Annotated in this window: 23 protein-coding genes; 12 read left to right on the plus strand and 11 right to left on the minus strand. The window is 59.9% G+C overall.

Going from position 1 to position 23,789, the window contains the following annotated elements:
* The first annotated feature begins 46 nt into the window (after positions 1-46).
* The 5 genes from H536_RS24760 to H536_RS0108315 all read left to right on the plus strand — a co-directional run bounded on the left by H536_RS24760 (position 47) and on the right by H536_RS0108315 (position 5,005).
* Complete coding sequence (locus H536_RS24760) at positions 47-1,027, plus strand: hypothetical protein (RefSeq protein WP_162142650.1); 981 nt, start codon at positions 47-49, stop codon at positions 1,025-1,027.
* Between the two features lie 523 nt (positions 1,028-1,550).
* The gene (locus tag H536_RS0108300; RefSeq protein ID WP_024350026.1) at positions 1,551-3,176 is read left to right on the plus strand and encodes a putative bifunctional diguanylate cyclase/phosphodiesterase; all 1,626 of its coding nucleotides are present in this window, start codon (positions 1,551-1,553) and stop codon (positions 3,174-3,176) included.
* Positions 3,173-3,616 (plus strand): BLUF domain-containing protein, encoded by a 444-nt coding sequence (locus H536_RS0108305; protein WP_024350027.1) that lies wholly within the window; start codon positions 3,173-3,175, stop codon positions 3,614-3,616. Before H536_RS0108300 ends, H536_RS0108305 begins: the two co-directional genes overlap by 4 nt.
* Positions 3,617-3,814: 198 nt before the next feature.
* Positions 3,815-4,000 (plus strand): hypothetical protein, encoded by a 186-nt coding sequence (locus tag H536_RS0108310; protein WP_024350028.1) that lies wholly within the window; start codon positions 3,815-3,817, stop codon positions 3,998-4,000.
* Positions 4,001-4,732: 732 nt separating this feature from the next.
* Positions 4,733-5,005, plus strand: a complete 273-nt coding sequence (locus tag H536_RS0108315; RefSeq protein ID WP_024350029.1) for a hypothetical protein — start codon at positions 4,733-4,735, stop codon at positions 5,003-5,005.
* A gap of 112 nt (positions 5,006-5,117) precedes the next feature.
* On the opposite strand, the gene H536_RS24305 is transcribed toward H536_RS0108315, so the two are convergent.
* The 3 genes from H536_RS24305 to H536_RS0108325 form a co-directional block, all read right to left on the minus strand.
* Positions 5,118-5,345, minus strand: a complete 228-nt coding sequence (locus tag H536_RS24305; RefSeq protein ID WP_155898425.1) for a hypothetical protein — start codon at positions 5,343-5,345, stop codon at positions 5,118-5,120.
* Between the two features lie 1,792 nt (positions 5,346-7,137).
* A complete protein-coding gene (locus H536_RS0108320) occupies positions 7,138-8,391 on the minus strand; it encodes an RNA polymerase sigma factor (RefSeq protein WP_024350030.1) in 1,254 nt (417 codons plus the stop codon).
* A 63-nt stretch (positions 8,392-8,454) separates the two neighbouring features.
* A complete protein-coding gene (locus H536_RS0108325) occupies positions 8,455-8,877 on the minus strand; it encodes a YciI family protein (RefSeq protein ID WP_024350031.1) in 423 nt (140 codons plus the stop codon).
* Between the two features lie 307 nt (positions 8,878-9,184).
* Here H536_RS0108325 and H536_RS0108330 point away from each other — a divergent pair, with 307 nt between their 5' ends.
* Genes H536_RS0108330 through H536_RS0108340 form a run of 3 tightly spaced genes read left to right on the plus strand, consistent with a single transcriptional unit; the run spans position 9,185 to position 10,423 of the window.
* Positions 9,185-9,508, plus strand: a complete 324-nt coding sequence (locus H536_RS0108330; RefSeq protein ID WP_024350032.1) for an ArsR/SmtB family transcription factor — start codon at positions 9,185-9,187, stop codon at positions 9,506-9,508.
* Positions 9,505-9,894, plus strand: a complete 390-nt coding sequence (locus tag H536_RS0108335; RefSeq protein ID WP_024350033.1) for a VOC family protein — start codon at positions 9,505-9,507, stop codon at positions 9,892-9,894. The genes H536_RS0108330 and H536_RS0108335 overlap by 4 nt, the downstream gene beginning before the upstream one ends.
* A 13-nt stretch (positions 9,895-9,907) precedes the next feature.
* A complete protein-coding gene (locus H536_RS0108340) occupies positions 9,908-10,423 on the plus strand; it encodes an SRPBCC family protein (protein WP_024350034.1) in 516 nt (171 codons plus the stop codon).
* Between the two features lie 83 nt (positions 10,424-10,506).
* On the opposite strand, the gene H536_RS23665 is transcribed toward H536_RS0108340, so the two are convergent.
* From H536_RS23665 to H536_RS0108365, 4 genes are all read right to left on the minus strand, one after another.
* Positions 10,507-11,538, minus strand: a complete 1,032-nt coding sequence (locus tag H536_RS23665) for an NAD(P)-dependent oxidoreductase (RefSeq protein WP_081651856.1) — start codon at positions 11,536-11,538, stop codon at positions 10,507-10,509.
* A 19-nt stretch (positions 11,539-11,557) separates the two neighbouring features.
* The gene (locus H536_RS0108355; protein ID WP_024350037.1) at positions 11,558-12,532 is read right to left on the minus strand and encodes a Bug family tripartite tricarboxylate transporter substrate binding protein; all 975 of its coding nucleotides are present in this window, start codon (positions 12,530-12,532) and stop codon (positions 11,558-11,560) included.
* A 123-nt stretch (positions 12,533-12,655) separates the two neighbouring features.
* Entirely contained in the window at positions 12,656-13,426 is a 771-nt protein-coding gene (locus H536_RS0108360; protein WP_024350038.1) for a FadR/GntR family transcriptional regulator, read from the minus strand.
* Positions 13,427-13,439: 13 nt separating this feature from the next.
* Positions 13,440-14,432: a dihydrodipicolinate synthase family protein gene (locus H536_RS0108365; RefSeq protein WP_024350039.1), complete on the minus strand. Its 993-nt coding sequence runs from the start codon at positions 14,430-14,432 to the stop codon at positions 13,440-13,442.
* Positions 14,433-14,566: 134 nt separating this feature from the next.
* Here H536_RS0108365 and H536_RS0108370 point away from each other — a divergent pair, with 134 nt between their 5' ends.
* Genes H536_RS0108370 through H536_RS0108380 form a run of 3 tightly spaced genes read left to right on the plus strand, consistent with a single transcriptional unit; the run spans position 14,567 to position 17,684 of the window.
* The gene (locus tag H536_RS0108370) at positions 14,567-15,712 is read left to right on the plus strand and encodes a mandelate racemase/muconate lactonizing enzyme family protein (protein WP_024350040.1); all 1,146 of its coding nucleotides are present in this window, start codon (positions 14,567-14,569) and stop codon (positions 15,710-15,712) included.
* Between the two features lie 12 nt (positions 15,713-15,724).
* Positions 15,725-16,171 carry a tripartite tricarboxylate transporter TctB family protein gene (locus H536_RS0108375; protein WP_081651858.1) on the plus strand — a complete coding sequence of 149 codons (447 nt, stop codon included), beginning with the start codon at positions 15,725-15,727 and terminating at the stop codon, positions 16,169-16,171.
* Position 16,172: 1 nt separating this feature from the next.
* Entirely contained in the window at positions 16,173-17,684 is a 1,512-nt protein-coding gene (locus H536_RS0108380; RefSeq protein ID WP_024350042.1) for a tripartite tricarboxylate transporter permease, read from the plus strand.
* A 463-nt stretch (positions 17,685-18,147) separates the two neighbouring features.
* Here the strand turns inward: H536_RS0108380 and H536_RS24310 are convergent, their stop codons facing one another.
* Positions 18,148-18,693: a thermonuclease family protein gene (locus tag H536_RS24310; RefSeq protein WP_155898426.1), complete on the minus strand. Its 546-nt coding sequence runs from the start codon at positions 18,691-18,693 to the stop codon at positions 18,148-18,150.
* A 397-nt stretch (positions 18,694-19,090) separates the two neighbouring features.
* Between H536_RS24310 and H536_RS23180 the strand changes: the two genes are divergently transcribed.
* The gene (locus H536_RS23180) at positions 19,091-19,474 is read left to right on the plus strand and encodes a helix-turn-helix domain-containing protein (RefSeq protein ID WP_024350043.1); all 384 of its coding nucleotides are present in this window, start codon (positions 19,091-19,093) and stop codon (positions 19,472-19,474) included.
* Between the two features lie 103 nt (positions 19,475-19,577).
* On the opposite strand, the gene H536_RS0108390 is transcribed toward H536_RS23180, so the two are convergent.
* The 3 genes from H536_RS0108390 to istA form a co-directional block, all read right to left on the minus strand.
* Positions 19,578-20,663, minus strand: coding sequence for a helix-turn-helix transcriptional regulator (locus tag H536_RS0108390; protein WP_060576844.1), 1,086 nt, complete (start codon positions 20,661-20,663; stop codon positions 19,578-19,580).
* A 305-nt stretch (positions 20,664-20,968) separates the two neighbouring features.
* Complete coding sequence (gene istB, locus H536_RS0108395; RefSeq protein WP_024350045.1) at positions 20,969-21,763, minus strand: IS21-like element helper ATPase IstB; 795 nt, start codon at positions 21,761-21,763, stop codon at positions 20,969-20,971.
* Positions 21,753-23,288 (minus strand): IS21 family transposase, encoded by a 1,536-nt coding sequence (istA, locus tag H536_RS0108400; RefSeq protein WP_024350046.1) that lies wholly within the window; start codon positions 23,286-23,288, stop codon positions 21,753-21,755. The genes istB and istA overlap by 11 nt, the downstream gene beginning before the upstream one ends.
* Positions 23,289-23,789: the final 501 nt, after the last annotated feature.

The following is a 23,789-nucleotide window of genomic DNA, read 5'->3' on the forward strand; positions in this document are numbered from 1 at the left end:
TTTCAATGAATCGTTTTTTTATATCGAGTAACAGGGGCACTGAACGATGACCAAAAATTATGCACCGGCAACACGAACTGCACTAACGGAAGAGGCGTATTTGCGGCGCGTGGATAAGCTCCGCATGCAGGGCGCGAGGGAGATGTGTGCGCCGACCATCTTCACGCTTGCTCAGACGGTCGATTGGTTCACCAGTCAGGAGGACCGCTGGTCCGCGAGCACGGTGCGGCAGTATCGGGCCGCAATTCGGTTTGCCGTAGAACATGGGTACAGACGCGGTCTCGTCGCCAATGCCGAAGTGCTTCTTGCTGCGCTGACGAAGGACCCATCGCCAAAAACGAAGTGCTCAGTTCGACGGACGTCAGCGAGAAAGCGCAAGAACGTGCCATTTGCGGAGTTCGAACGCGTGGTGAGAGTTCTGGAGTCCGGGAACGAACTCGATCAGCTTGCAAGCCTGTTCCTCGACTGTAACATCCGCATCGGGTTGCGCCCCATCGAATGGCAGTCTGTAACTCTCCGGGGGAAAGTCCTCGTCGTGCGCTGCGCGAAGTTTACAAACGATCGTGGGATTGCCGAGTTCAGAGGACTCGATTTGAAGCCGGTCATCGTTCCCCCTGAGAGGGGCGACTTCGTTAGGACGGTTCAGCGCCTTTTGAACAGACTTGTCTTGGCCGAGAAGGCGGCAGGAGGCTGGCCCACGCTCTGGTCGCGGATCGCGTCACGAATTGCCAGAGCTTGTCGTGTCCTCGCGATCAAGCGGATCGCCCTCTACACGACGCGGCATATCGCGCTCGCAACCGCAAAGCAGATCATGGTGCCAGTTGAGGTCGCCGCACTGGCAGGTCATGCGTCCGATCGTACCGCTATGACGCATTACGCCCGACACCGAACGGGGTTTGCTGCGCATATAAACTGCGCAATCCCTGTACCGGGGCTCCTCGCACTCGTACGGCAGCCGCCTCGTTCCGTCCGCCAGCCTGATGGAAAATTTGTGCGTGAACGCCGCAGTTCCGCGCCTGGTTATTGAATCGGTAAAGGGTAGAGTTCCAAGGCTCGATTGCGGCGGGGGCGGCAGCTAAGCGCCCTTTCCGGTCGTTCGAAGAACCTTGACAATATCCCAGAAGCGGACGTTGGTTTGAAACCGAGTGACAATCCGATAGGGGGCAGCTTCGATCCGATGGTTGGTTGCGAAAGGCAGCCGAAGCCTAAACCAGATGCGGCCTGGATGCGGTCACGTACGACCTGCAAGGGCAGTAGTACGTTTCGACTGCATCCTGTGGCAATAAATATAAGACATTCAACCAGGCTGAATGATCGTTTCACCCGTTCAGGGCTCATCGAGCTGTACTTCGATGATTTGGCGAAGCGCAACCGGACGCAAGGACGGCTGCCAAAGGCTGAGGACTCATGGACGGCCATCGACATCTGACGACTGGCTAGGCGCAACCCCGTGGGTGAAGTGAAGCTCACTGCTTCGGTCGTAATCTTAGCCGAGCTTTTACTGTTATCCCTGCAAGGTGCGGTATCGCGAATTCCGGGGTTCCGCCGTAATGCAAACACGTCAATTTATCCCAGCACGCGAAGGGCTTCTTGACGCGGCAATCTCTCGGCTGACGGTACCCGTTCTCGTTCTCGACGAAGACGGCACCGTTGTCGCTGCCAGTGCAGGAGCGGAGGCGGTACTCGGGAAGCATGTCATCAGCGACGATGTCGGATCACTTCTCCTCGCTAACGCCGCCGGCGATTACTCTACAGCGGGTCCGGCGCGGCACGACTGGATCCGTACAGTCATTGGCAGTGTCCTGCCCGTCCGCATCGAGCCTCTCGGTGAAGCAGGGTTCCTTCTTACGATCGACCCTGAATTGGCTCAGACCATTCTGGAGGAGCACCAGGTTCCAGACGACCTGACGGGACTCCCACGGCGCAAGGAACTTTTGACGAGGCTGAGCACCGCTCTCGAGAATGCTCGTCGTGACGAGCTTCAGGTCGCCGTGCATTGTCTCGACCTCGACCGCTTCAAAATCGTCAACGATACCTTAGGCCATCCCATCGGTGACGCGCTTCTCAGAAAGGTCGTCCAACGGATGCAGTCCGCATGCCGGAAGAGTGATCTCATCGCGCGGGTGGGAGGCGACGAGTTCGTCATTGTCCAAGAGGGTGTACAAACCGTTGAAGCGGCAGAGGCGTTGGCCAAGCGTCTCGTTGATCTCGTCGGTCGAACCTACGTCCTGCGTGGGCATACGGTGAATATCGGTGTGAGTATCGGTGTCATGTTGTCCGATGGGGAATCGGATCCAGACACATTGATGCGAAGTGGAGACCTTGCTCTCTATCAGGCGAAGAGCGCGGGCCGAGGGTGCTTCGCGGTCTTCGAGCCGTCAATGGACATGGCAATGCAGGAGAGGCGGACTCTCGAGATCGATCTGCGCAGGGCGCTGGCGCTGAGAGAGTTCGAACTCGATTACCAGCCGCAGATCGACCTCTCATCCGATTGCCCTGTCGGCTTTGAAGCACTCCTGCGGTGGAACCACCCCAAACGTGGCCGCGTCTCGCCGCTCGCCTTCATACCGCTGGCCGAGGAAACAGGCCTGATAACGCCGATCGGCGAATGGGTGATCCGAACCGCGTGTCACGAGGCTTCATCCTGGCCCGGTGACATCTCCATAGCCATCAACATCTCCGCCGTACAGTTCCGCGGCGGCGGCCTTGTCGAGACGGTCCTGTCCGCGCTTTCCCAATCCGGTCTGAGGCCGGAGCTGCTCGAACTGGAAATCACCGAGAGCTCCCTGATCGACAATACGGAGATGGTGTTGTCGACCCTGCGGCAACTCAAGGAAATCGGCGTTCGGATTTCGATGGACGATTTCGGCACGGGATATTCCTCGCTCAGCTACCTCCAGAAATTTCCGTTCGATAAGATCAAGATCGATCAGTCCTTCGTCCGCGGCGCGGATGAGAGCAACAATTGCGGAGCCCTCCTCAAAGCCATCGCAAGCATTGGCGCCAGTCTAGGTATGAAGACAACAGCTGAAGGTGTCGAGACTGAAGACCAACTAACCCGAATTCGGAACGAGGGCTGCACGCAGGTCCAAGGTTATCTCACCGGACGTCCAATGGGCGCTGGTGCCATCAACTCGTTCCTCGAAAAGAAGCTGACGAAAGACCTCTGCGCATGAGCAACGACCTCCACAAGTTGGTCTATTACAGCCGCAACCGTATGGTGGCGGACGATACGGAACTGCGTGACGCGGTCCAGCAAATCCTTGCAACCAGCCAGGAAAACAATCTGCAAGCCGGGGTCACCGGCGCGCTGATGTTCAACTCGGGCTGCTTCGCCCAGATTCTAGAAGGTCCGATGGACGCTCTCGAAGAGACGTTTGAGCGTATCCAACAGGACGAAAGGCACGGCGACGTCTCGCTGCTGGCCTTCCAGCCGACGACCACTCGCACCTTCGAGAATTGGTCGATGGCCTTCGTAGGCTCATCGCTGGACGATGCGGCGCGATTTGCGGATGTTGCCCGAGCAACGGCGTTCGATCCCAGTCGCATGGACGGTGATCGTATCCATCAGATCCTTCGTGACCTGACGATTGCCGAAGAGAATGCCGCAGTTTGACGGCTATAGATATTGTTCGTGCAGGCGATGCATCTGATGGTGGCGCCAACAAAGAGCCGCTTGATACGGAGCAAGCCATACGACCCAAATGGGTATAATTATTGGCGAATTATCAGAGATACGTGGAACTGTTGCGATCGCGTGCCATTGATTAGCTGCGAACAGAAATTGTGTAGCGCGATGCGCTAGGAAAATACGATGGCGACCCTACGAAACGCAGTCTTGGTCCTCGCAGCAAACCCGGATGTCCGCCGCTTCTTGACGACCCGTGCTGGCTTGAACATTGAGTCCAGTTCTCCGGACATCTTCGCCGAAAAGCTTGCCCGGCTCGACGAGGTGGTCGCAGCTCAGCGCATCAGCCCGGAAAAGAAACAGCCAACATAGCAGCAATCTGGCGACATCCCAGATTAGTATGATTGGCAAACGGCCTGTGTCGAGCGCACCCCCGTTCAGGCCGCATGATTTATTTGGGTCACAGGACGAATCTCGACCTCGGTCATTCGGCTGACGCAGGTATCTGATGTCGTTGCACACATCGAGGCTCCCCCCAAAAACCATCATGAGGCAGCGACCTCGGAAGGACCCTGACCCCCGCGCAGACATCAAAGCGGGAGTTGACAGCGAGCCGCAATAAAAGGGCGGAATAACAATGGGCCCCGGAAGCGTCCGCCGTTTCTCTCACTCTCCACCTGAGAATGGCCCGAGCCGCTTTGTTCTGCCGACCATCGATAACCATCGCTGCGCTCCGCTCGCGTTGGCGCTGCCGAAAACCGTGCACTCGGCACAGGCAGAGCGTTATAAGATAAGCTGTCGGTTGTGCGAGCCTCCGCGCGCAGCGTTTACGCTTCGCTAACCAGGTCGTTCGCTTTTTCCTGGCCCGTCGAAATTGCGCCCAGTCCGGGGCTTACTCCTCATGGCAACCAAGAGGAGCAATGACGATGCGTGACCGACCCGTTCGCGAGCTGAAGACAGACCGTGCCCACGACGTCGTCACTTATGGCTGTTACGCTGCCGCTACGGTATTTGCTTTTGCGTGCGCATACTTGATTTTCGTCCCTTGACGAGTTTGTCAGAACTCGCAGCGCGTTGCGCGTGGAGCCTGTCAGGATGCGGGAAATGAGAGCCACCAAGCGCTTACTACAATACGCCGCCATCGGCCTTGGCGCCCTGATGCTGACCGGCTGTGTTGCCGGGAGCGGCTACTACAGTGAGACCTATTCGGGGGTGATCTACGAGGAGCCGGTCTATGCCGAACCGGTGATCGTGATCGATGACCGGCCGCGCTATCGCCATCACGACTATTACCGTCATCGGGACTGGAGACGGCACCCCCGCGACCGCTGGGGTCGCGATTATCGATATAGGGATCGCCGCTACCGGCATTACTGATCCGACCATGATCCGGCGTCGGATGCAATTATGATGGATGGCAGACTTCCAAAGCGCGAAACCCTGCTTGCCCTCGCGGACGGGCCTGCATGGCTTTGCGGATCCATCTGGTTCAAAAGGGCGAGGGGCAATTCGCTCCAGTAGAAGGCGACGGCGCTACAATGTCGCTTTCGGCAGACTCGTAATAATCCGGCGATGGCCCACCGCTAAGCCGCTCGCTCACTACCCGATTTACGTGATCAGTTTCCGTCTCGCCGTTCGCGTCGGAGTCGGTGGCGACCTTCGATCCGTCCTTGCGATGCTCCGCACCGTCCTTCGTTGTCTTGCTGATCTCGGACATCGTGACTTCTTCCTGTTTCAGTTCGAGGAAGGCTCGGCACACGCTCTGGTTCCGAGGTCGAGCATCACGCTGGCGCCCGACGCGTTTAATCGCGCCTGAAAGGCGTATTTTGCGCGATCCCGACCTGACCGCTACAGACGCGAGCGGTGGCGGATTGTCCGTACAAGCTCCGTTTGTCTGCTTTCTCAAAGCAAAATCTGGTACTATGCCAATAATGACAGCACGGCGCGGTGAAGGCGATCCCGAACGTAGGGCGCTATGCGCCACCCGCAGTACGTGGTTTCAGTCGACGAGACTGCAAATGCCAAGATGATCAACGAGATGCTGGCGACCACCGCCGATCGATGTGCTGACCTTTGCGGAGTAGCGCCGCTAGCCTCTGTTTGACTGCCCCGGCCGCCCGCTGAGGCGGCTTTTTTATACGGCGATCATTGAGGCGGCTCGGCAAATGGCGCCGGGACGTGGTCCATCGCCGAGCCTAATCGCAAGCGGGGAATGGTCCGGCACGCGACTGTTCCAGAGTACCACGCCATTGGGGGTGCGAGGCTCATACTTGCAGTATTTTCTGCAGGCGGCCCGACAGCATCGCATCGCGGGCAAGGTCACTGCCGGGCCTGATCATGGCGCGTCTCAAAACACCACGACCGAGCGATGGTAGTATACTCAAAATGTCCAATTGAAGGCGGCCCGGCAACGTCCACTGTTGGGAGCTGCCGGGCCTGATCGCGGCTCATATCTCTCCCCACCGCGACTAACCCATTGTAACATAATGACCGGCGCCTGCGAGGCGCCGGATTGCCATCGGATAGGGAGCGCGCGGCGGCTCGGCAGGCGGCGTCAGAAAACCCACCATTGCCGAGCCTGATCGCGGTTGGGTCACGGACCCAAAAGCATCGCCGACACCGATAGCGTGGCGTCCATTCGTCGAGAAAGGCAGCCCGGCGGGGGAGTTTTGGGAAACAGGCCGCCGGGCCCGTCACGGTCGTGTGGGGGCGCCCTGGAGGGACGGCCACCGTGACGGATCGTTCATAGCAAGAACGCGTCCAACGCCAAAGCCCTGTTCGTCCCATGGCTGGGATTCGCGCGTATGGCAACCGCATCATCATGGATGCGGCCCGACAGCGACGCTGTCGACCCAAGGGAAGCTGCCGGGCCTGTCGCGGCTAGGAGGTTTGGCCTTGGAAGGACAGCAGCCACGACAGCTTATTCATAGCAAGACTGGCGCGAAGCGCAATTTGTGCTGGACGTCTAATCGCTTTCGCCTCGATCGCCAGTCGCTTCCTCAGTGTCGCTACACGAAGGCGGCCGACGACTCGTTCTAACGGACTGCTAGCAACTGACCCAATCACGAGCGGCCCAAGCCTCGTCGTTCAGCCAGAACAGTCGTGCCATCTGATCCTCCCTTGGCTCCTCTGCGCACGAGGGAATCTGACTTGCTCTGGAGCTTCAACAGGATGAACGAGTATCGACCCTAGAAGGGTCGAGAGCCGGAGGGCAGCCTTCTCGTCGTGGAGGCTCGAAAGATGCCGGTCCGCTTTCGGCCCGCTTCTGCAATCAGGAATTAATTCTGGTCCAGGTGTTCATCCCCTGGCACTCCAACTCGCGAACTCTCCCAGTTCGTGCTTCGAGGAGCCTGGTGACGTCCTGACATCCATGTACCTGTATCTAAACTGGGTCCATTCGGCGTGTGCGTTTTTCTGCTCCGAACCAGCGGGCCGGCTTCTCGACAAGCCTACTGCGTCCTTTGGTTCTCCGCCGACCTCTAGAAGGACAGTTCAGACCGCGGTAGGGGTCAATTGCACGCGGCTGCACGAGCGCAGAGAAAAGCTCGTTCCCGTTGGTTCCGGGTAAGCACGGCCGCTGCCTCAAACTCCAAACGAGCCTCGTCCGTGCGACCGGCCCTAAACAAAAAGTCGCCTCTCGCCGCTGGTAACGGAGCATAACTGCGAAGGGCCGCAGCGTCTGCCAGTTCGTCAATCAACCGCAGGCCTGCTTCGGGTCCGAACGCCATACTGTGGGCAACTGCTCGGTTGAGATCGACCACAGGCGATGGCATCACCACTCTCAGCCGGTCGTACAATGTTGCAATGCGGCTCCAGTCGGTGTCGGCGGCGTGCCGTGCGCGCGCATGGCAGGCGGCAAGTGCGGCCTGGAGGGTATATGGACCCGTTCCGCCGATACCTTCGGCAAGCTCCAGCGCTTGGAGCCCGCGGCGGATCAACAACTGGTCCCAGCGCGCGCGGTTTTGCTCTGTAAGTGTTACGAGCGCTCCGTCAGGCCCGGTCCGTGCTGCCAGTCGCGAGGCCTGCAACTCCATCAGCGCAAGCAGGCCGAGCACTTCGGGCTCGTTCGGTTGGAGTGCGGCGAGGACGCGGCCAAGCCGCTGCGCTTCAGTGCAGAGCGCCGGGCGCAGCAGATCCCCGCCTGAGGTGGCGGCGTAACCTTCGTTGAAGATCAGGTAGACGACTTCGAGAACCGAGCCGAGCCGTACGGCACGCTCTGCTCCGCGCGGCACCTCGAAAGCGAGCCCGGCCTCGCCGATAGTCTTCTTTGCGCGCACGATCCGCTGTGCAACCGTCGACTCCCCCGCCAGAAAGGCCCGCGCGATCTGTTGGACCGTCAGTCCCCCGACCAAACGTAGCGTCAGCGCTGCTCGGGCTTCCCGTGAGATAACCGGGTGGCACGCCGTGAAAATTAACGCGAGCAGTTCGTCTCCGAGATCGTCATCCATTGCCGCTTCGATCGCCTCTACGGGGTCGACGGCGTCGTCGAGGCTGCGAGCCAGTTCGGCGTGCTTGCGTTCGAGCATCCGTTCGCGGCGCATGCGATCTATCGCGCGTCGCTTTGCCGCTGCCAGCAACCAAGCTCCGGGATTGCGCGGGACGCCGGTCCTGGGCCATTCGGCAAGCGCAGTCAGCAATGCGTCCTGCGCCAACTCCTCTGCCCGATCTACATCACGAACCATGCGGGCAAGGCTCCCTATGAGCCTCGCCCGTTCGATCCGGAACACCGCCTCGATCGCCGAGTGGGTCTCGCATGTCGTCATGCGTCCATTCTTGCGGCAATAGTCGTTGGAGGCAAGCAGCGCGACAGCGCGCAAGCCGACGACCTACCGACCCTCAAGCTTCTGGCGCACCCGCTCGTGAACGGCCTCGGCTTCCGGAGTCATAATCTCTTCGAAATCGGACATCTCGTACACTGGCCGGATTTCGATCTCGCTCGGTCCGAACATTGGATTGGGGCAGCGCTTCACCCAGGCAACTGCCTCATCCATGTCCTTTACTTCCCATATCCAGTAGCCGGCGACCAGTTCGCGCGTCTCGGCAAAGGGCCCATCGATTACCGTGCGGCTGGGTCCGTCGAAGGCAATCCGCTTGCCCTGCGAGGAGGGCTTGAGCCCGTCGCCGCCCAGCATGATGCCCGCGTTAGCCAGTTCCTCATTGTACCTGCCCATCGCCTCCAGTAGCTCCGGCGGCGCCATTCGGCCTTCCTCGCTGTCGGTGGTCGCTTTCACGAACACTACTACACGCATTGTCTGTCTCCTTATTCAGGTCAGGCTCGATAGCCTGATATGAGAACGACGAACGGGACCGCCGATAATCGACATGACCTCAGGAGAATCTTCGATGCTGGACGCAAGTCCGTGTTCGCCTGTTTCCGCAAACATCGCGTCCGGGTGCCGCCGGGCTGTGAACCGGTTCGCCCAGACGGCCATCCCCGGGCTGGATTGAGAGGGCTAGGCGTTCGGCTATCCGGACAGAGCTTCCTGTAGAGGCCCTCCGATCCTGCATACTTAACCCAGTGGTTGACAATAGGCTCGACCGACATTATTAATCCGCATGGTTGAAGATAATCTCGACACGACGTTCACTGCCCTCTCGGATCCAACGCGGCGCGGAATGCTGGCGGACCTGATGCAAGGTGAGAAGTCCGTGGGCGAACTTGCTGCTCCATACGGAATGAGCTTCGCGGGGGCCTCCAAGCACGTCGCTGTCTTGGCGCGCGCGGGGCTGATTGATCGGCGTAAGGTGGGACGCAAGCAGCTTTGCCGCCTGCGTGCAGAGCGGCTGAAAGAAGCCAACGACTGGCTCCGCCAGTGGGAACGCTTCTGGAATACCCGCCTCGATGCTCTTGAAGCGGCCGTGAGGAGGGATGGAACTTGACCGCTACGCCAGTTCTGATGTTCGCGGGACGTTGCGAGGAAGCGCTAGGCTTCTATGCGACGACCATTCCCGAGAGCCGCATCGACACCATCGACAGGTATGGCGAAGAGGGGATCGCTCCCGCCGGTTCCGTACGCACGGCGACTGCGACCATCGCAGGGCTGACGATCAAAGCGCTTGATAGCCCGATTGTTCATGATTTCGGGTTCACGCCCGCAATCTCATTCTGGATCGACTGTGCCGGTGAGGCGGGGATCGAAAGTCTCGCAGCCAGGCTTGGCGAAGGTGGCAAGCTACTCATGCCGCTCGGCAACTACGGGTTCAGCACACGTTTTGCGTGGGTCGAGGACCGCTTCGGTGTTTCGTGGCAGCTCAACCTGGACTGAGGAGGAGAATGCGATGCAAGACCGGATTGCTCCGAATGCGCTGCGCTTCGAACGACTGCTTGATGCGCCCATCGAGAAAGTCTGGCGCTACCTGACCGAGCCAGACCTGAGGGCACAATGGTTCATGGCAGGGCCAAGCGACATGAGGGCCGGTGGAACGCTGGGTCTTACCATGAATCACGAACGGCTTTCCGATCAAGACGTGCCGGCGCCTGAACAATACCGCGCTTACAGCGGCCATAGCTGGAAAGAACGCATCACCCGCTTCGAGCCGCCGTTCCTTCTTGCGTTCACATGGGAGGACGGGGAGGCCGGCGAGGTCACCTTCGAACTGAGCCAGCAGGGGGCACAGACTCTCCTTGTCCTGACGCACACGGGATTGCGCGGTAGCGCCGACGCGATCAATTTCGGCGGTGGTTGGCATTCCCATCTGGCCGCCCTCAAAAGCCGCATCAAGGGCGAAGGCGTACCCAACTTCTGGGCGCTCCATGAGAAAGCGGAAGCTCTTATGGAAGAGGCGTTGCGCTAAGCTCGATACGATCAAACGCGAGGTGGGGTTTCGAGTACTGCTCGAACGTCCTTAAAGCTCAGTCTGATAATCTGTTACCCAGCTTAGCTCTGCCGAGAGTCCGGAGCTCTGTCGTACCGTTCAAGCTGGTCCCAGCGCTTCGCAATAAGCGGCCACGCCTTTCTGTTTACCAAATGACGTGGCTCGTCTCCGAGTATCATTTTCAATATATCGTCGACCGCTGTGCGGCTCATTCGTGCCATGGCTTCGGCGGTCACCCCTGCGACATGGGGGGAGAGAAGCGCGTTTGGCGCTGAGCGCAGTGGCGAGTCTGCCGGAAGCGGCTGATTGGCAAACACATCAAGGGCGGCTCCGCCGAGTTGGCCTGAGTGGAGCGCAGCGGCGACGGCGGCTTCGTCAATGATCGGGCCGCGGGCAACATTTACTAGAATGGCATTGGGGGGCATCGCCGAGATGATCTCTTCGCAAACGAGATTGTGCGTATGCTCACTCAGCGGGCAAGCGACGACGAGTATATCGGCTTTGGCGGCGACTTCGACGAGCGGTCGGAACAAGATGCCGTTTTCGTCCTCGCGCGGCCGGCGGGTCGCTGCGAGGACATTCATGCCAAAGCCATGTTTCGCGATCTGTGCGATCGCCTGTCCGATGCCGCCAAAGCCGACCAGGCCAAGAGTTTTGCCTGAAATTTCCGCCGAGCGTGGCGCGGCAGCGCGTAGGGTCTGCCATTTGCCGCTCCGGATACCGGCATCGTTTTCGGCGATCCGGCGCGCAAGGCTGATGACGAGACCGAAGACGTGTTCGGCGACGCTTCGGGCGTTGACGGAGGGCGTGTTCGTTACCGCTATGCCAAGACGGGTTGCTGCCTCGACCGGAATGAAATCGAGCCCAGCGCCATGGCGGACAAGGGCTCGAAGATGAGTGGCTCTTTCAAGTGCGGCCGCTGGGATGGCACGCCGAACAACCACGAAGGAGGCTCCTGCGATTTCGTGCTCGAAGCTTACAGGCCCTCCCTCATCGAAGGTCACGACTTCGGCATGATCGCCGAGCCGGGCCGCCTCGCATGCATCGATCGGATCGGTAAGCAGCACGCGAGGCAGTGGTGTTGATAGAATCATCGAACGTTTCGAATCAAGATTAGTCGACCTGCATCTGCGCCTTCTCGGCAACCGGGATCCACTGCTCCAGCTGGCGTTTCACGAAAGCCTCGGCCACACTCACGCTGCCGCCGACGGCCGTGATGCCCTGCTCTTCGAAAACCTTCTTGGTAGAGTCCTTCTGAAGAAATTCGTTCAGCGCCTCGTTGAGTTTAGTTACGACCTCGTCTGGCGTTTCGGCTGGAACGTAGACGCCCCACCAAGTGCTCACCTCGTAGCCGTCGACCGAGTCGGCGACTGTCGGTACGCCCGGCATCTGCTGGGTTTCCTTGGTTGTCGTGACGGCGAGTGCCTTCACCTTTCCGCTATCAACCAGCTCCGCGACGTTGGTGTAGTTGTCGAACAGGATATCCACGCGGCCAGCCATCAGGTCAGTCCGGGCCGGTGCGCTGCCGCCATAGGGAATGTGCACCATGTCAACATCCGCGAGGGACTTGAATAGCTCACCCGACAAATGGTTTGAGGAGCCGTTGCCGGCGGAGGCATAGTTTACCTCGCCCGGGTTCTCCTTGGCGTAGGCAATGAGTTCCTCGACGGTGTTGGGTCCGAAGTCGGGATGGGCGACCAGCACGTTGAAGGCCTCGCCCAGTACAATAGCGTGCTTCAGATCTTTTTCGGTGTCATAGGGCAGCTCGGGGAAGAGGCCTGGATTGACGCCGAATGCGAAGGGCGAAATGCCCATTGTGTGCCCGTCTGGATCGGAGCTTGCGACATATTCGGTGCCAACGACCGTTCCTCCGCCAGGACGGTTGTCGACCACGACGGACTGGTCCCAGCGCTCGCTGAAATCTTCCGAGATCATGCGAGCGACGGTGTCGTTGAAGCCGCCGGGTGGATAGGAGACGACGATGTTGATCGTGTCGGACGGATAGCTGTCCTGCGCGACTGCAGGCGCTGCGAATGCGAGCGTGCCGGCCATGGCGGCGAACGCGAGGATACGGGGTGTTCTGAGCATGATTTAGGTCCTCCCAAGAAAACGGCTGAACCCGACGCCTCCCACAGGTTATCAGGTCCGACATATCTGTCATAATATGTTACAGCTTTGTCGGTCAAGGGTTGTCAGCCAACTGAACCATAATCACGTGATCGAGCGCCGCATCATTTCTTGGCCGCGGGCGATGACACGAACCTGCGAACGTTCGAGATGGGTCAGCATCGCTTCGCGCGCAGCCTTTGGATCCTGAGCTTTGATCGCTTCGAAGATACTCCGGTGTTCGGCGAAGATCGCGGCGCGTCGCTCAGCCTGCCCGAGCTTCGAAAGATGGTAAGCGAGCGAGACGCCGAGATCGATGTCGTAGCCGATGATATCGAGCGCCTTCTCGTAGTGCTCGTTGCCGCCGGCCTTCGCGATCGCTCGGTGGAAAGCCTTATCAACATTGGGCCGCGCGTCCTTGTCGTCGAACCGCCGGAAATCTTCGAGCGCCTCTTCGATGGCGGCGAGATCGGTTGGACCGTTGCGAATCGCGGCATAATACGCCGCGTCCGGCTCGATGCTGCGGCGATATTCGAGCGCGTGCAGCATCACGGCCAGCCGGCTTTCCGCGTCTTTCGGCTTTGTGGGTGAACCGGTATCGGCGACGAACGAGCCCGAGCCCTTGCGCGAGACGATCAGCCCTTCGTCCCGCAGCCGGGTAAGGGCCTTGCGCACCACGGGGCGCGAGACCGCGAAGAGCCGGCAGAGCTCGGCCTCGGCGGGCAGCCGGTCGCCGCTGCGCATCTCGCCGGAGGCGATGAGCTTTGCCAGAGCCTTGTAGACCTCGTCGTTGAGGCTGCGCTGGTGCGCCGGGCGGATCGCATGTTCGATCGAGCTGAGATCGAAGCGTTTGGGCTGCGTCGAGATCCGATTCATGACCGGGCCAGCATCAAGAGTGGAGATATCCGGTGTCCCCAATCTCCAGGAGACTAGCGGCATGGGATTCGACCTCAGCAACAAGGTCGGCTGAAAGTTCCGAGCCATCTACCTTGAATGCAAGAGGGGCACTGCGCCAGCCTTTACCATAAGCGCGGAGGTGATCCATTGCCCGGTTGGCGTTGGAGAAGGCATTCGCCCCGCCTTCATTCGCGGCCGCGGCGAAGACCTTTTCGACGACCTCCGAGAGTGCGCCGGAGAGCTTGGCAGCCGCCTCGCCGTCGCCGCTTTCGTTGAGATCGAGGACCCGGCGGAGCGGCGTGGCAAGCGCATTGCCGGTGCTGAGAAGCCAGCCGTGATACGGCCCGGCAGGCTTCAGCGCTTCGAGATAGCCGCCCTCGGCGCCGCGCACCATGACGACGCCGTCATAGCCGTCCCGGTCCTTGGCGACGACATCCTCGCCGCTGCTGTCCTTGAACATTGTCACGCGCGGACTTGTCGCGAGAGCCGCCATCGTATCCGGCGCGATCGCGCACTGCGTGACCTGCGGCAACTGGTAAACCGCAACGGGAAGGGTGCTCGCCGCGAAAGCGTCCTCGAAATGCTTCCGGATCTGGTCCTGATCCGCATTCGCATCGACCGGCGGGCAGATCGCGACGCCGCGCAGGCGGGACTTAAGGCGTGGATGGGCTTCGAGCCGGTCTTCGAGATGTTCGAGACGGGCGATGACCTCGTCTGTCGTTGGCCGCAGAATACCGAAGAGAAGGGCGGCACCCTCCGGCAGATCGGGCGAATCGCCGAGATCGATCAGGGCGTCGAAGCGGGCATCGTCGAGTTCCCAGCCATCTCCTGTGGAGCCTGCCAGCATCACCTGCCGCACATGCGGGATCAGGCTGTTCCAATGTGCGAGCATTCTCTGGGCGTCGATGCCGCTGTCCGGCATGTAGTGCGTGAGGATCGGAACCCAAAGCGGATCGGCGGTGCCGGTGCGGAGGTCGAGGCTCAAGGAAAGCTCCTGTCAGTCTGGCAGATGAAATTTTTGCATACAGCTTGCGAATTTCTGTTACTTCATATTACAGAAAACCACAACGTCAGCATGACACCGAAATGGCTGGGAGTCGGTCGGTGGATAGGAGGACCATGAAGATCAGCGCAATTACCGTCCATCCGGTGTCCTACCGGGTGCCGGAGGGAACCGATTTCCGCATGGGTGTCGGGCGGATGGTCAAGCGGGATGCCGTTCTCGTGAAGATTGTCAGTGACGACGGTATCACCGGCTGGGCCGAAGCCCATCACGGCCGCTCGCCGGGCGCGATCGCCAAGCTCATCCAGACGACGCTGGCGCCGATGATCATCGGCATGGACCCGCGCGACAATATCGGCATCTGGCATCATCTCTATCTCGGCCATTTCGCGACCCATGGTTTCGGCGCGGGCACCGCGATTGCCATGAGCGGTATCGATCTGGCCCTCTGGGACCTGCGCGGCAAGGCGTCGGGCTGGCCGATCTTCCGTCTCGCGGGCGGCGGAGCGAAGAGGATCAAGGCCTATGCGGGCGGGCTGACCCTCGGCTACCAGTCGACGGAGACGCTCGTCGAGGAGGCTCAGGGCTACGTTTCCATGGGTTACAAAGCCCTGAAGCTCAGGCTCGGCGACACGCCGAAGCTCGACGCGGCGCGGGTCGAAGCGGTGCGCGACGCCCTCGGCGAAGACATCGACATCCTCTCCGACGTGAACGCCGCCTACGGGCTTGAGGAAGTTCGGCAGCTGATGCCGGCGCTCGACGCGGCGAATGTCGGCTGGCTGGAAGAACCGTTTCCGCCCTACGATTATCACGCTTATCGCAAGGCCTCCGAACTCGGCCGCACGCCGCTCGCGACCGGCGAGAACCACTACACACGCTACGAATTCCAGCGCCTTCTGGAGGACGATGTCGTCACGGTCCTCCAGCCGGATCTTTCCAAGGCTGGTGGCCTGACCGAGGTCTATCGCATCGCGGCCATGGCATCGGCGCGCAAGCAGCGGGTTAATCCGCACAGCTCGATGACGGCGCTCAACATGTTCGCCTCGCTGCACCTTCTCTCCTCAATCGACAATCCGGGCTATTTCGAAGCCGACGCGACGAGCTACAATCCGTTCCGGACCGATCTCGTCTCCGGTGCGTCGCTTGAGATCGACAAGGAGGGCTATCTGGTCGCGCCCGAAGGACCGGGGCTGGGTGTCGAGGTCGACGAGGATTTCGTCGCCCGCCATCCCCTCATCGACGGACCCTGCTACGTTCGATAGGAGATCCCGAGAATGTCTGGAATGCTGAAGGACCGCGATCTTCTCTCGGGTCTCCTCTTCCTTGCCATCGGTGGTGGTTTCTCCCTCGGCGCGCTCGATCTATCGATCGGCACGGCGCGCCGCATGGGGCCAGGCTATTTCCCGCTGATGATCGGCAGCCTCTTGGCGCTGATCGGACTGGCGCTCATGGTCAAGTCGATCATCCGGCGCAGGCCCGTTCCGATCGAGCGGCTCTATCTACGCCCCCTCGCTGGGCTGACGCTCTCGATCTGCACCTTCGCCTTCCTCATTGAGGAGGCGGGGCTCGTGCTCACCTCTATCGCGACCGTGATCGTTGCTGGCGTTGCCTCGAGCGAGACGAAATGGACCGAGAACGCGCTGATCGCGATCGGCATGTCGGCCTTCTCGGTGATCGTATTCAAGCTGCTTCTCGGCCTGCCGTTCCGGACATGGTGGTAGAATGGAGTCGCTCGCCAATCTCGCCCACGGTTTTGAGGTCGCGCTCGGGGTCGAAAATCTGCTCTATTGCCTCGTCGGCGTGGTGCTCGGCACTTTCGTCGGCGTGCTACCAGGCCTCGGCACGGTCACGGCGATCTCCATGCTCTTGCCGTTCACCTTTGGTCTCGATCCAATCCCCGCGATCATCATGCTCTCGGGCATTTTCTATGGCGGCCTTTTCGGCGGCTCGACGGCCTCGATCCTTCTGAACCTTCCGGGAACGCCGGCATCCGCCGTCGTCGCGCTCGACGGATACCCAATGGCGAAGGCCGGTCGCGCCGGCGTGCCGCTCTTTATGACGGCCGTCGCCTCCTTCGTCGGCGGCTGGTCGGCGATCTTCGCCGTCATCTTCGCCGCTCCCGCGATCACCCAGATCGCACTCGAATTCGGCCCCTCCGAATATTTCTCCATGATGCTCTTCGGGCTTCTCGCGGCGGCCTTTTTTGCGTCGGACTCCTTCCTGCGCGCAATTGGCATGGTGCTCGTCGGCATCCTGATGGGGCTTGTCGGCATGGACATCGTGTCGGGCATGATGCGTTTCACCTTCGGCATTCCGATCATGGCGGAGGGCCTCAGCTTCATCGTCGTTGCGATGGCGTTGTTCGGGCTTTCCGAAGTCATCCGTAATCTGGAACCAAACGCGGGCCGAGAGATCATTCAGACCGGCGGCGGATGGCGTTCCATGATGCCGACCCGTGACGAAGTGAAACGGTCGATCGGGCCGATGATTCGCGGCACCGGGGTCGGCGGCTTTCTCGGTGCGTTGCCTGGCGCAGGACCGACAATTGCCTCCTTCATCGCCTATGCGCTGGAGACGCGTGTGTCGCGCGAGCCGGAACGCTTTGGGAAGGGTGCGATCGAGGGCGTCGTCGCGCCGGAGGCCGCGAACAACGCCGCCGCCCAGACCGGTTATATCCCTACGCTGACGCTCGGAATTCCGGGCGATGCAGTGGGCGCGCTAATTCTTGGCATGCTTGTCATGAATGGCATTGCTCCGGGGCCGCGCGTGATCTCCAGTCATCCAGACCTGTTCTGGGGCCTTCTCGCCAGCATGCTAATCGGCAACTTTCTACTCCTGTGGGTGAACATTCCCTTCATCGGCATCTGGGTCCGAATTCTCTCGATCCCATACCGCATTCTTTATCCGATGATCGTGATTTTCCTCGCGATCGGCGTATACAGTGTGGCGAACAGCTCCTTCCAGGTTTTGCTTCTCGCCGGCCTCGGCGTGGTTGGCTATCTGTTTGCAAAGCTCAATTGCCCTGCGGCGCCGCTGCTCCTTGGGCTCATTCTTGGCCCAATGATCGAAGAGAACCTCAGGCGCGCGTTGCTTCTGGGACGCGGCAGCCCCACGATCCTCTTTGAGACCCCGATCAGCGCGGTCCTTCTTGTCATGTGCGGACTCCTGCTGGTGTCCATGGCGGTACGCGCCGCTATCGGCTTCCGACAAAAACGATGGCGGTCTCCGGCATGAGCGAGAGCTGTAGATCAGCTAAACCGAAGCATAGAGACCACGGATCAAAACCTTAAGTCTCCTTGTCTTCCCACGTCGACGTCAGCACATCGGCGTGTCATCTCGATCGAAGGCTGAGAAGGTCTCATTCTTGTCAAGAACTCCTTGGCGAACGAGTGTAAACGTTCGACTTTCGTATTTCAGGCGCGATACTTCTAGCGTATTATCTCCCGATTAGCTGGGAGCCGATCGCCAGACCCTGTCGACATCCTTTACCGACGACAATTCTCGCAATTTTTCAGGGGTCCAAGCTACGGTGAGCCGATACGTAAGCAGATGCTCGTCGGTCCATAACCGGGATCTTCGGGCGATTTGTTCGTGTAGACAAGCGAATGGCACCTTTTAACCTGCGATGCTCGGAAGCCGCCGGTCTCCTATCGGCCCCTCTCGGTCATAGAAGTTTACTGCAATCGATAGGCGCGATTTAGCGGCACCAAGGATTGCCGCTATTGGGCCAACGCTGGGATAGTCCTTCAGCAATCAACACGTCACCCGCATCGCGACCGTCCGCGAGGGTGACGGTGACCAGCGTGCGCCCGTAGTAGCCTTTGCCGTATTGAGTAAGAGAGTAGCCGCGAGACATGAGCGTCCGCAGCCGATCCCGAGCTGCATACCCTAGAGACCTTTCATTTGCGCATTCCGGTGATGATATCTCGGGCGTATCGATATTGGCGATCCGCCATTTGTCACCGTCCTGCCACCCCGTGTCACCGTCGACGATGCAGGTTACCCGCCGCTTCGCTCTGTTTCTGCCCGAACAGGCTGGGATAGGACCACGATAATGGGGTCTGGTCGCGGCTGTGGTCGACCCGACGCCTTCGGAGGCGTCATTGAAGCTAATGACCACAGGAAGCCGGGCAATTGTCTCGCCGGCCTGTAACTTGAGCCACTCAAACGCCTGCAGACGATCGAGCAAGTGAAACCGATCAGCGATGATCGGTGCGGCGAACACCACCACGCATGCGAGCATGAGAAGTGGCCAGAAGGTGGAGTTGGGCTTTGGCGCCCGCGGCTTATTTCGCCGCTGTCGAGCTTCTTGAAGACTGCTGACATTGCGAAGCCACACGTCGCGACTCTCTCGATTGCGTGTGATCTGCGTTCGTGGCCGTTTCGATTGCCAAGGGCTGTCCATACCGCAACGCTAACAACTGCTCGATAAGCTTTCGTCTATTCAGACTGAAAAATTCGCGATATCCCAACGGTGCAACCCTCTGTATCCAGATTGCACTCCAATAACCTGACGTTGCCACCGGTAGCGACCCATTCCAGGCCAGCTTAAAACATCTACCCTCAGGCTGTGTTACCGCCCCAACTTCGTCACGTTTTTCGGGACCGTTTACAGTGAGGTTGCCGCCGAGGGGGAACGGATGCGCCAACAAGTTTCAGCGGATAAAGAAAAAGAGCTCGGCGCTCGATTGCGCGGCTACCGAAATTATCGGGGTATGTCGCAGAGCGACCTGGGCAAGCATTTAGGTGTCACTTTTCAGCAGGTTCAGAAATACGAAAAAGGCGTCAACCGGATTTCCGGCATGCGCATCTTGGAAATTGCCAAACTCCTGGGAATTTCAGTGTCGACGCTGCTCGGGGAGGACAGCAGCGTTGAGCCTGTGGGCGAGATATCACCGGAGAGCTTGGGTTTGGTTCGCCGCTTGGAAGCTATGCCTAAGGCTTCGCGGCGGTCAGCAACAGAAGCAATGCTCCGCATTATAGATGCGATCGAGGGTGCCAATGCGGAACAGGATCCGACATGATGCATGCCCCCGATAGCGAAGTTTATTCACTAAACTTCTGACTGCACTGTATTTCAAACTGTGGCAGCGGAACGTGGCATGGGGCCCTCCGGGTGAACAATCATCAGGCCGTTCCTCCCAGCCTGTTCAGTCGTGCGATAAGTTCAGCCTGGCGATGCACGTGCAGCTTTTGGAAGATCGACTTCACATGCGTTCGGACTGTGGAAAGCGTATTCCCTCGTTGTTCAGCAATCGAAATCACCGAAATGCCGTCCCGCAGGGAGAGGGTGATAGCGATCTCGGTAGGGGTTAGACGGTAGCGCTCTTTCAAGATCTCCTCGAGCGGAGGTTTTCCGGTGGTGTAGAGTTCCACGTGGAAAGCGCGAGCATCGTGGCGCAATGATAGAGACACCGCAGCAGCATGGGGGAGGTCGCGGAGAGCAAGCGTTTTCCCGTTCGAGCCGGCGATCTCGACGTCGGGCTGGATCAACATGACACCTCCGGTGAAGCGCGCGTTGAGCTTTGCCTCTGCACGGGCGTCTTTCGCTCTCAGTCGTCCGAAGGATGTGTAGAGGAAGTCCTCCGATGCCAGCGCAGCCTCAGCCTGTCCCGTCGCATGAATGACATAGCCGCTTCCATCGGTCACCAGCACTCCCGTACTGGTCTCCAACAGCAGTCGATGAGCGTTACGCTCGCGCTCGGCCATTTCGCGTAACCGGCGTCTGACTTCAAACGCGCGCCTGAGATGGGGCGCAATTGCATTCAAGAAGCCCATCTCTCGGGGCGAAAACTCGCCGGCACGGTCTCCTCGATAGAGGAGAAGGGAAGACATGCATCTGGGCTCTCTCTCAACGACTAGCAGAGAGCCGTGCGTGAAACCCTGGGGGGTGAGGATGCCCTGAACGGAGGGATCGCGGCTCCATACGCCTTCTTCGATCCCATCGTGCATATCGAAGGCAGAGCCTACTGGACCCGTCATGAGCGCCTTGACGCCGATGTTGTCTTCGGGATTAGCGAATTGCTCGAAATGAAGTCTGACGCGTTCGGTATCAAAGCGGTAAGGAACCAACAGCGCCTGGTCCGAGCCGGAGATACTCCCTGCGTCGATGACGACGGTGCTCTCTCGGAACTGCCTGCTGAGGAGGTCGGCCAGCTCCGACCAACCTTCGTCGGTCTCGGAGACGGCGGCCTCATACATGAAGCTGATCAAAATCGAAACGTCGATCTGAAAACTCCACAGGCTGCTGCTACAACGGCCCACCGAGCAAATACTCTGCTTGAGCCCCGGTCAAGATGCTCCTCGTTCTGAAACGAAGAACCTTTGCTAACTCATTCGCTGCCAAGAGGCAGTGCTGTAGCCAGTTCGGAGTCAATATGCCAATGCTGCTGTTGGGTACGAACTTGGAATAGAAGCGATCAGGTCAATCATCTGAGTCGCCGTGTGTTGATTTCCACGCGGAACTGACCCGGGTTTTCCATCGAGAAGTGACCCGGCTTCGAGTTAAGTTGAGATGGTCATGACTGGGTCAAGGTATGTTCGTTTTCCTTCCTCTTGTGGTTCGTGGCCGCGGTGCTCGCCCTGAAGCGGAAGCTGTCATTTCCGGTTTCCAAGATGTGGCAGCGATGGGTGAGCCGATCGAGTAGAGCGGTGGTCATCTTGGCATCGCCGAAGACGGTGGCCCACTCGCTGAAGCTCAGATTGGTCGTGATGACAACGCTGGTGCGCTCGTAGAGCTTGCTCAGCAGATGGAAGAGCATTGCGCCGCCGGAGGCACTGAACGGCAGGTATCCAAGCTCGTCCAGGATCACGAGGTCGAGACGGGCAAGGGTCTCAGACAGTTGGCCGGCCTTGCCCCTGGCCTTCTCCTGTTCGAGCGTGTTGACGAGTTCGATGGTCGAGAAGAACCGGACTTTCCGCCGGTGATGCTCGACTGCCTGGATGCCGAGGGCGGTCGCGACGTGTGTCTTGCCTGTGCCTGGCCCGCCGATCAGCACGACGTTCTGCATTCCTTCGATGAACTCGCAGCGATGAAGCTGGCGCACCGTGGCCTCGTTTATCTCGCTGGCCGAGAAGTCGAAGCCTGACAGATCCTTATAAGCCGGGAAGCGTGCAGCCTTCATGTGGTAGGCGATCGAGCGCACCTCGCGTTCGGCCATCTCGGCCTTCAGAAGCTGCGTCAGGATCGGCACGGCGGCATCGAAGGCAGGCGCGCCTTGTTCGATCAGATCGGTGACGGCCTGTGCCATGCCATACATCTTGAGGCTGCGCAGCATGATGACGACGGCGCCGCTGGCGGGATCATGACGCATGGCGGCCTCCGCGACTGCTGCAGGCATGCAGACCGTCGTAGCGCTCGACATTGGCCTCGGGCTCCCGGCGCAGCAGCAGCGCTTGCGGTGTGTCGATAACCGGACCGTCGATCGTCTTCGCGTCGATCAGACGGTGCAGGATGTTGAGCACGTGGGTCTTGGTTGCGATCCCCTCGGTAAGGGCCAGTTCGACTGCGGCCAGTACAGCCTGCTCATCGTGCTGCAGGACCAGGGCAAGGATATCGACCATCTCGCGATCGCCACCAGGCCGTCTCAGCATCTGCTCCTGCAATCGCCGGAAGCCTGACGGCAGTTCAGCGAAAGGGGCGCCGTTACGCAGCGCGCCGGGCTTACGCTGGATGACCGCGAGATAATGACGCCAGTCATAGATTGTGCGCGGTGGCAGGTGATGCGATCGATCAATCCGCCGTTCATGCTCGCACAGGAGCTGCCCCTCGGCCGCAACGACAAGCCGGTCCGGGTAGATACGGAGGCTGACGGGCCGGTTCGCGAAAGACGCCGGGACGCTGTAACGGTTGCGCTCGAAGTTGATCAGGCAGGTTGGCGAGACCCGCTTGCTCTGCTCGACGAACCCGTCGAAGGCGGGCGGCACCGGCATTAAGGCGGGCTGCTCTTGGGCCCAGACATCGGCAACGGTCCCCGCAAGGCGGCCATGCGGGATCTCCCGCCAAAGCTCCAGACAGCGCCGCTCAAGCCAGGCGTTCAGCGCGGCGAGATCGGGAAAGTCCGGCATCGGCTGCCAAAGACGCGGTCGTGCATCCCGCACGTTCTTCTCGACTTGCCCCTTCTCCCAGCCGGAGGCTGGATTGCAGAACTCCGGCTCGAAGACGTAGTGGTTTGCCATCGCCAGGAAGCGCATGTTGATCTGGCGCTCCTTACCGCGCCCAATACGGTCCACCGCCGTTCTCATGTTGTCGTAGATGCCGCGCTCGGGCACACCGCCGAAGACCCGGAAGGCGTGCCAATGCGCGTCGAACAGCATCTCGTGAGTCTGAAGCAGATAGGCGCGGACTAGGAAGGCCCGGCTGTGCGCCAGCTTGATATGAGCGACCTGCAGCTTGGTTCGATCGCCACCGATCAAGGCATGGTCCTCGCTCCAGTCAAACTGGAAGGCTTCGCCGGAGCGGAACGTCAGGGGAATGAAGATACCGCGCCCTGTCGTGTGTTGCTCGCGCTGCCGATCGGCAGACCACTCGCGAGCAAACGCAGCCACCCGGTTGTAGGAACCGGTGAACCCGAGAGCGACAAGATCGGCGTGCAGGTGTGTCAGAGGCCGGCGCTGCTTGCGTGACTTCGATGCCTCAGCTTTCAGCCAGGCCGCAAGCTTGTCGGCGAACGGGTCCAGCTTGCTCGGCCGTTCGGGCACCGAGAACTTCGGCTCGATCGTGCCGGCCTTCAGATACTTCTTGATGGTGTTCCGGGAGAGCCCGGTCCGCCTGGCAATCTCGCGGATCGGTAGCTTCTCACGCAGAGCCAAGCGGCGGATGACGTTCAAAAGTCCCATGTGGATCACTCCAATGCCCCCCTCGCTCAGCGCGATCGGAGGGGAAGGTCACATGGGTCAAATCTCAGTGGAAATCAGGCGACTTCCCGGGTCAGTTCCGCGTGAAAATCAACAGGTCGGGATCTCACGGCCGAAACGCGAGCTGTTGTGCAGCGTGCGCACGATGAGATCAGCAAGGGCGAACGAATCTCCGATACCCTCAAAAGCCGGTTTGCCTAAGCTGCGGAAGGGACGCGGCTCGGCGGTTCTCCACAAGGAACCGTCGAGCCGGTACAAGCCGTTGTATGCGATTATTGGCGGTGTATTCTCGGCCCACTCCATCCTTGAAGATGGTTGCCAGATACAGTAGCGGGCACCAGCGCGATGAGTTTGCATCGATCGCGCCGATCCAGATCATCTTGATGTTAGGCATCCTGAGACGGGGATCGTCTTGGCTGCACATACCGCTGCCCGTACTGGGAGAACAGGCTTCGTACGCCTTGACCGTACCCCGTGAAGCCT

Origin of the sequence: Aurantimonas coralicida DSM 14790, from assembly GCF_000421645.1 — a bacterium.
Taxonomy (GTDB): Bacteria; Pseudomonadota; Alphaproteobacteria; order Rhizobiales; family Rhizobiaceae; genus Aurantimonas; species Aurantimonas coralicida.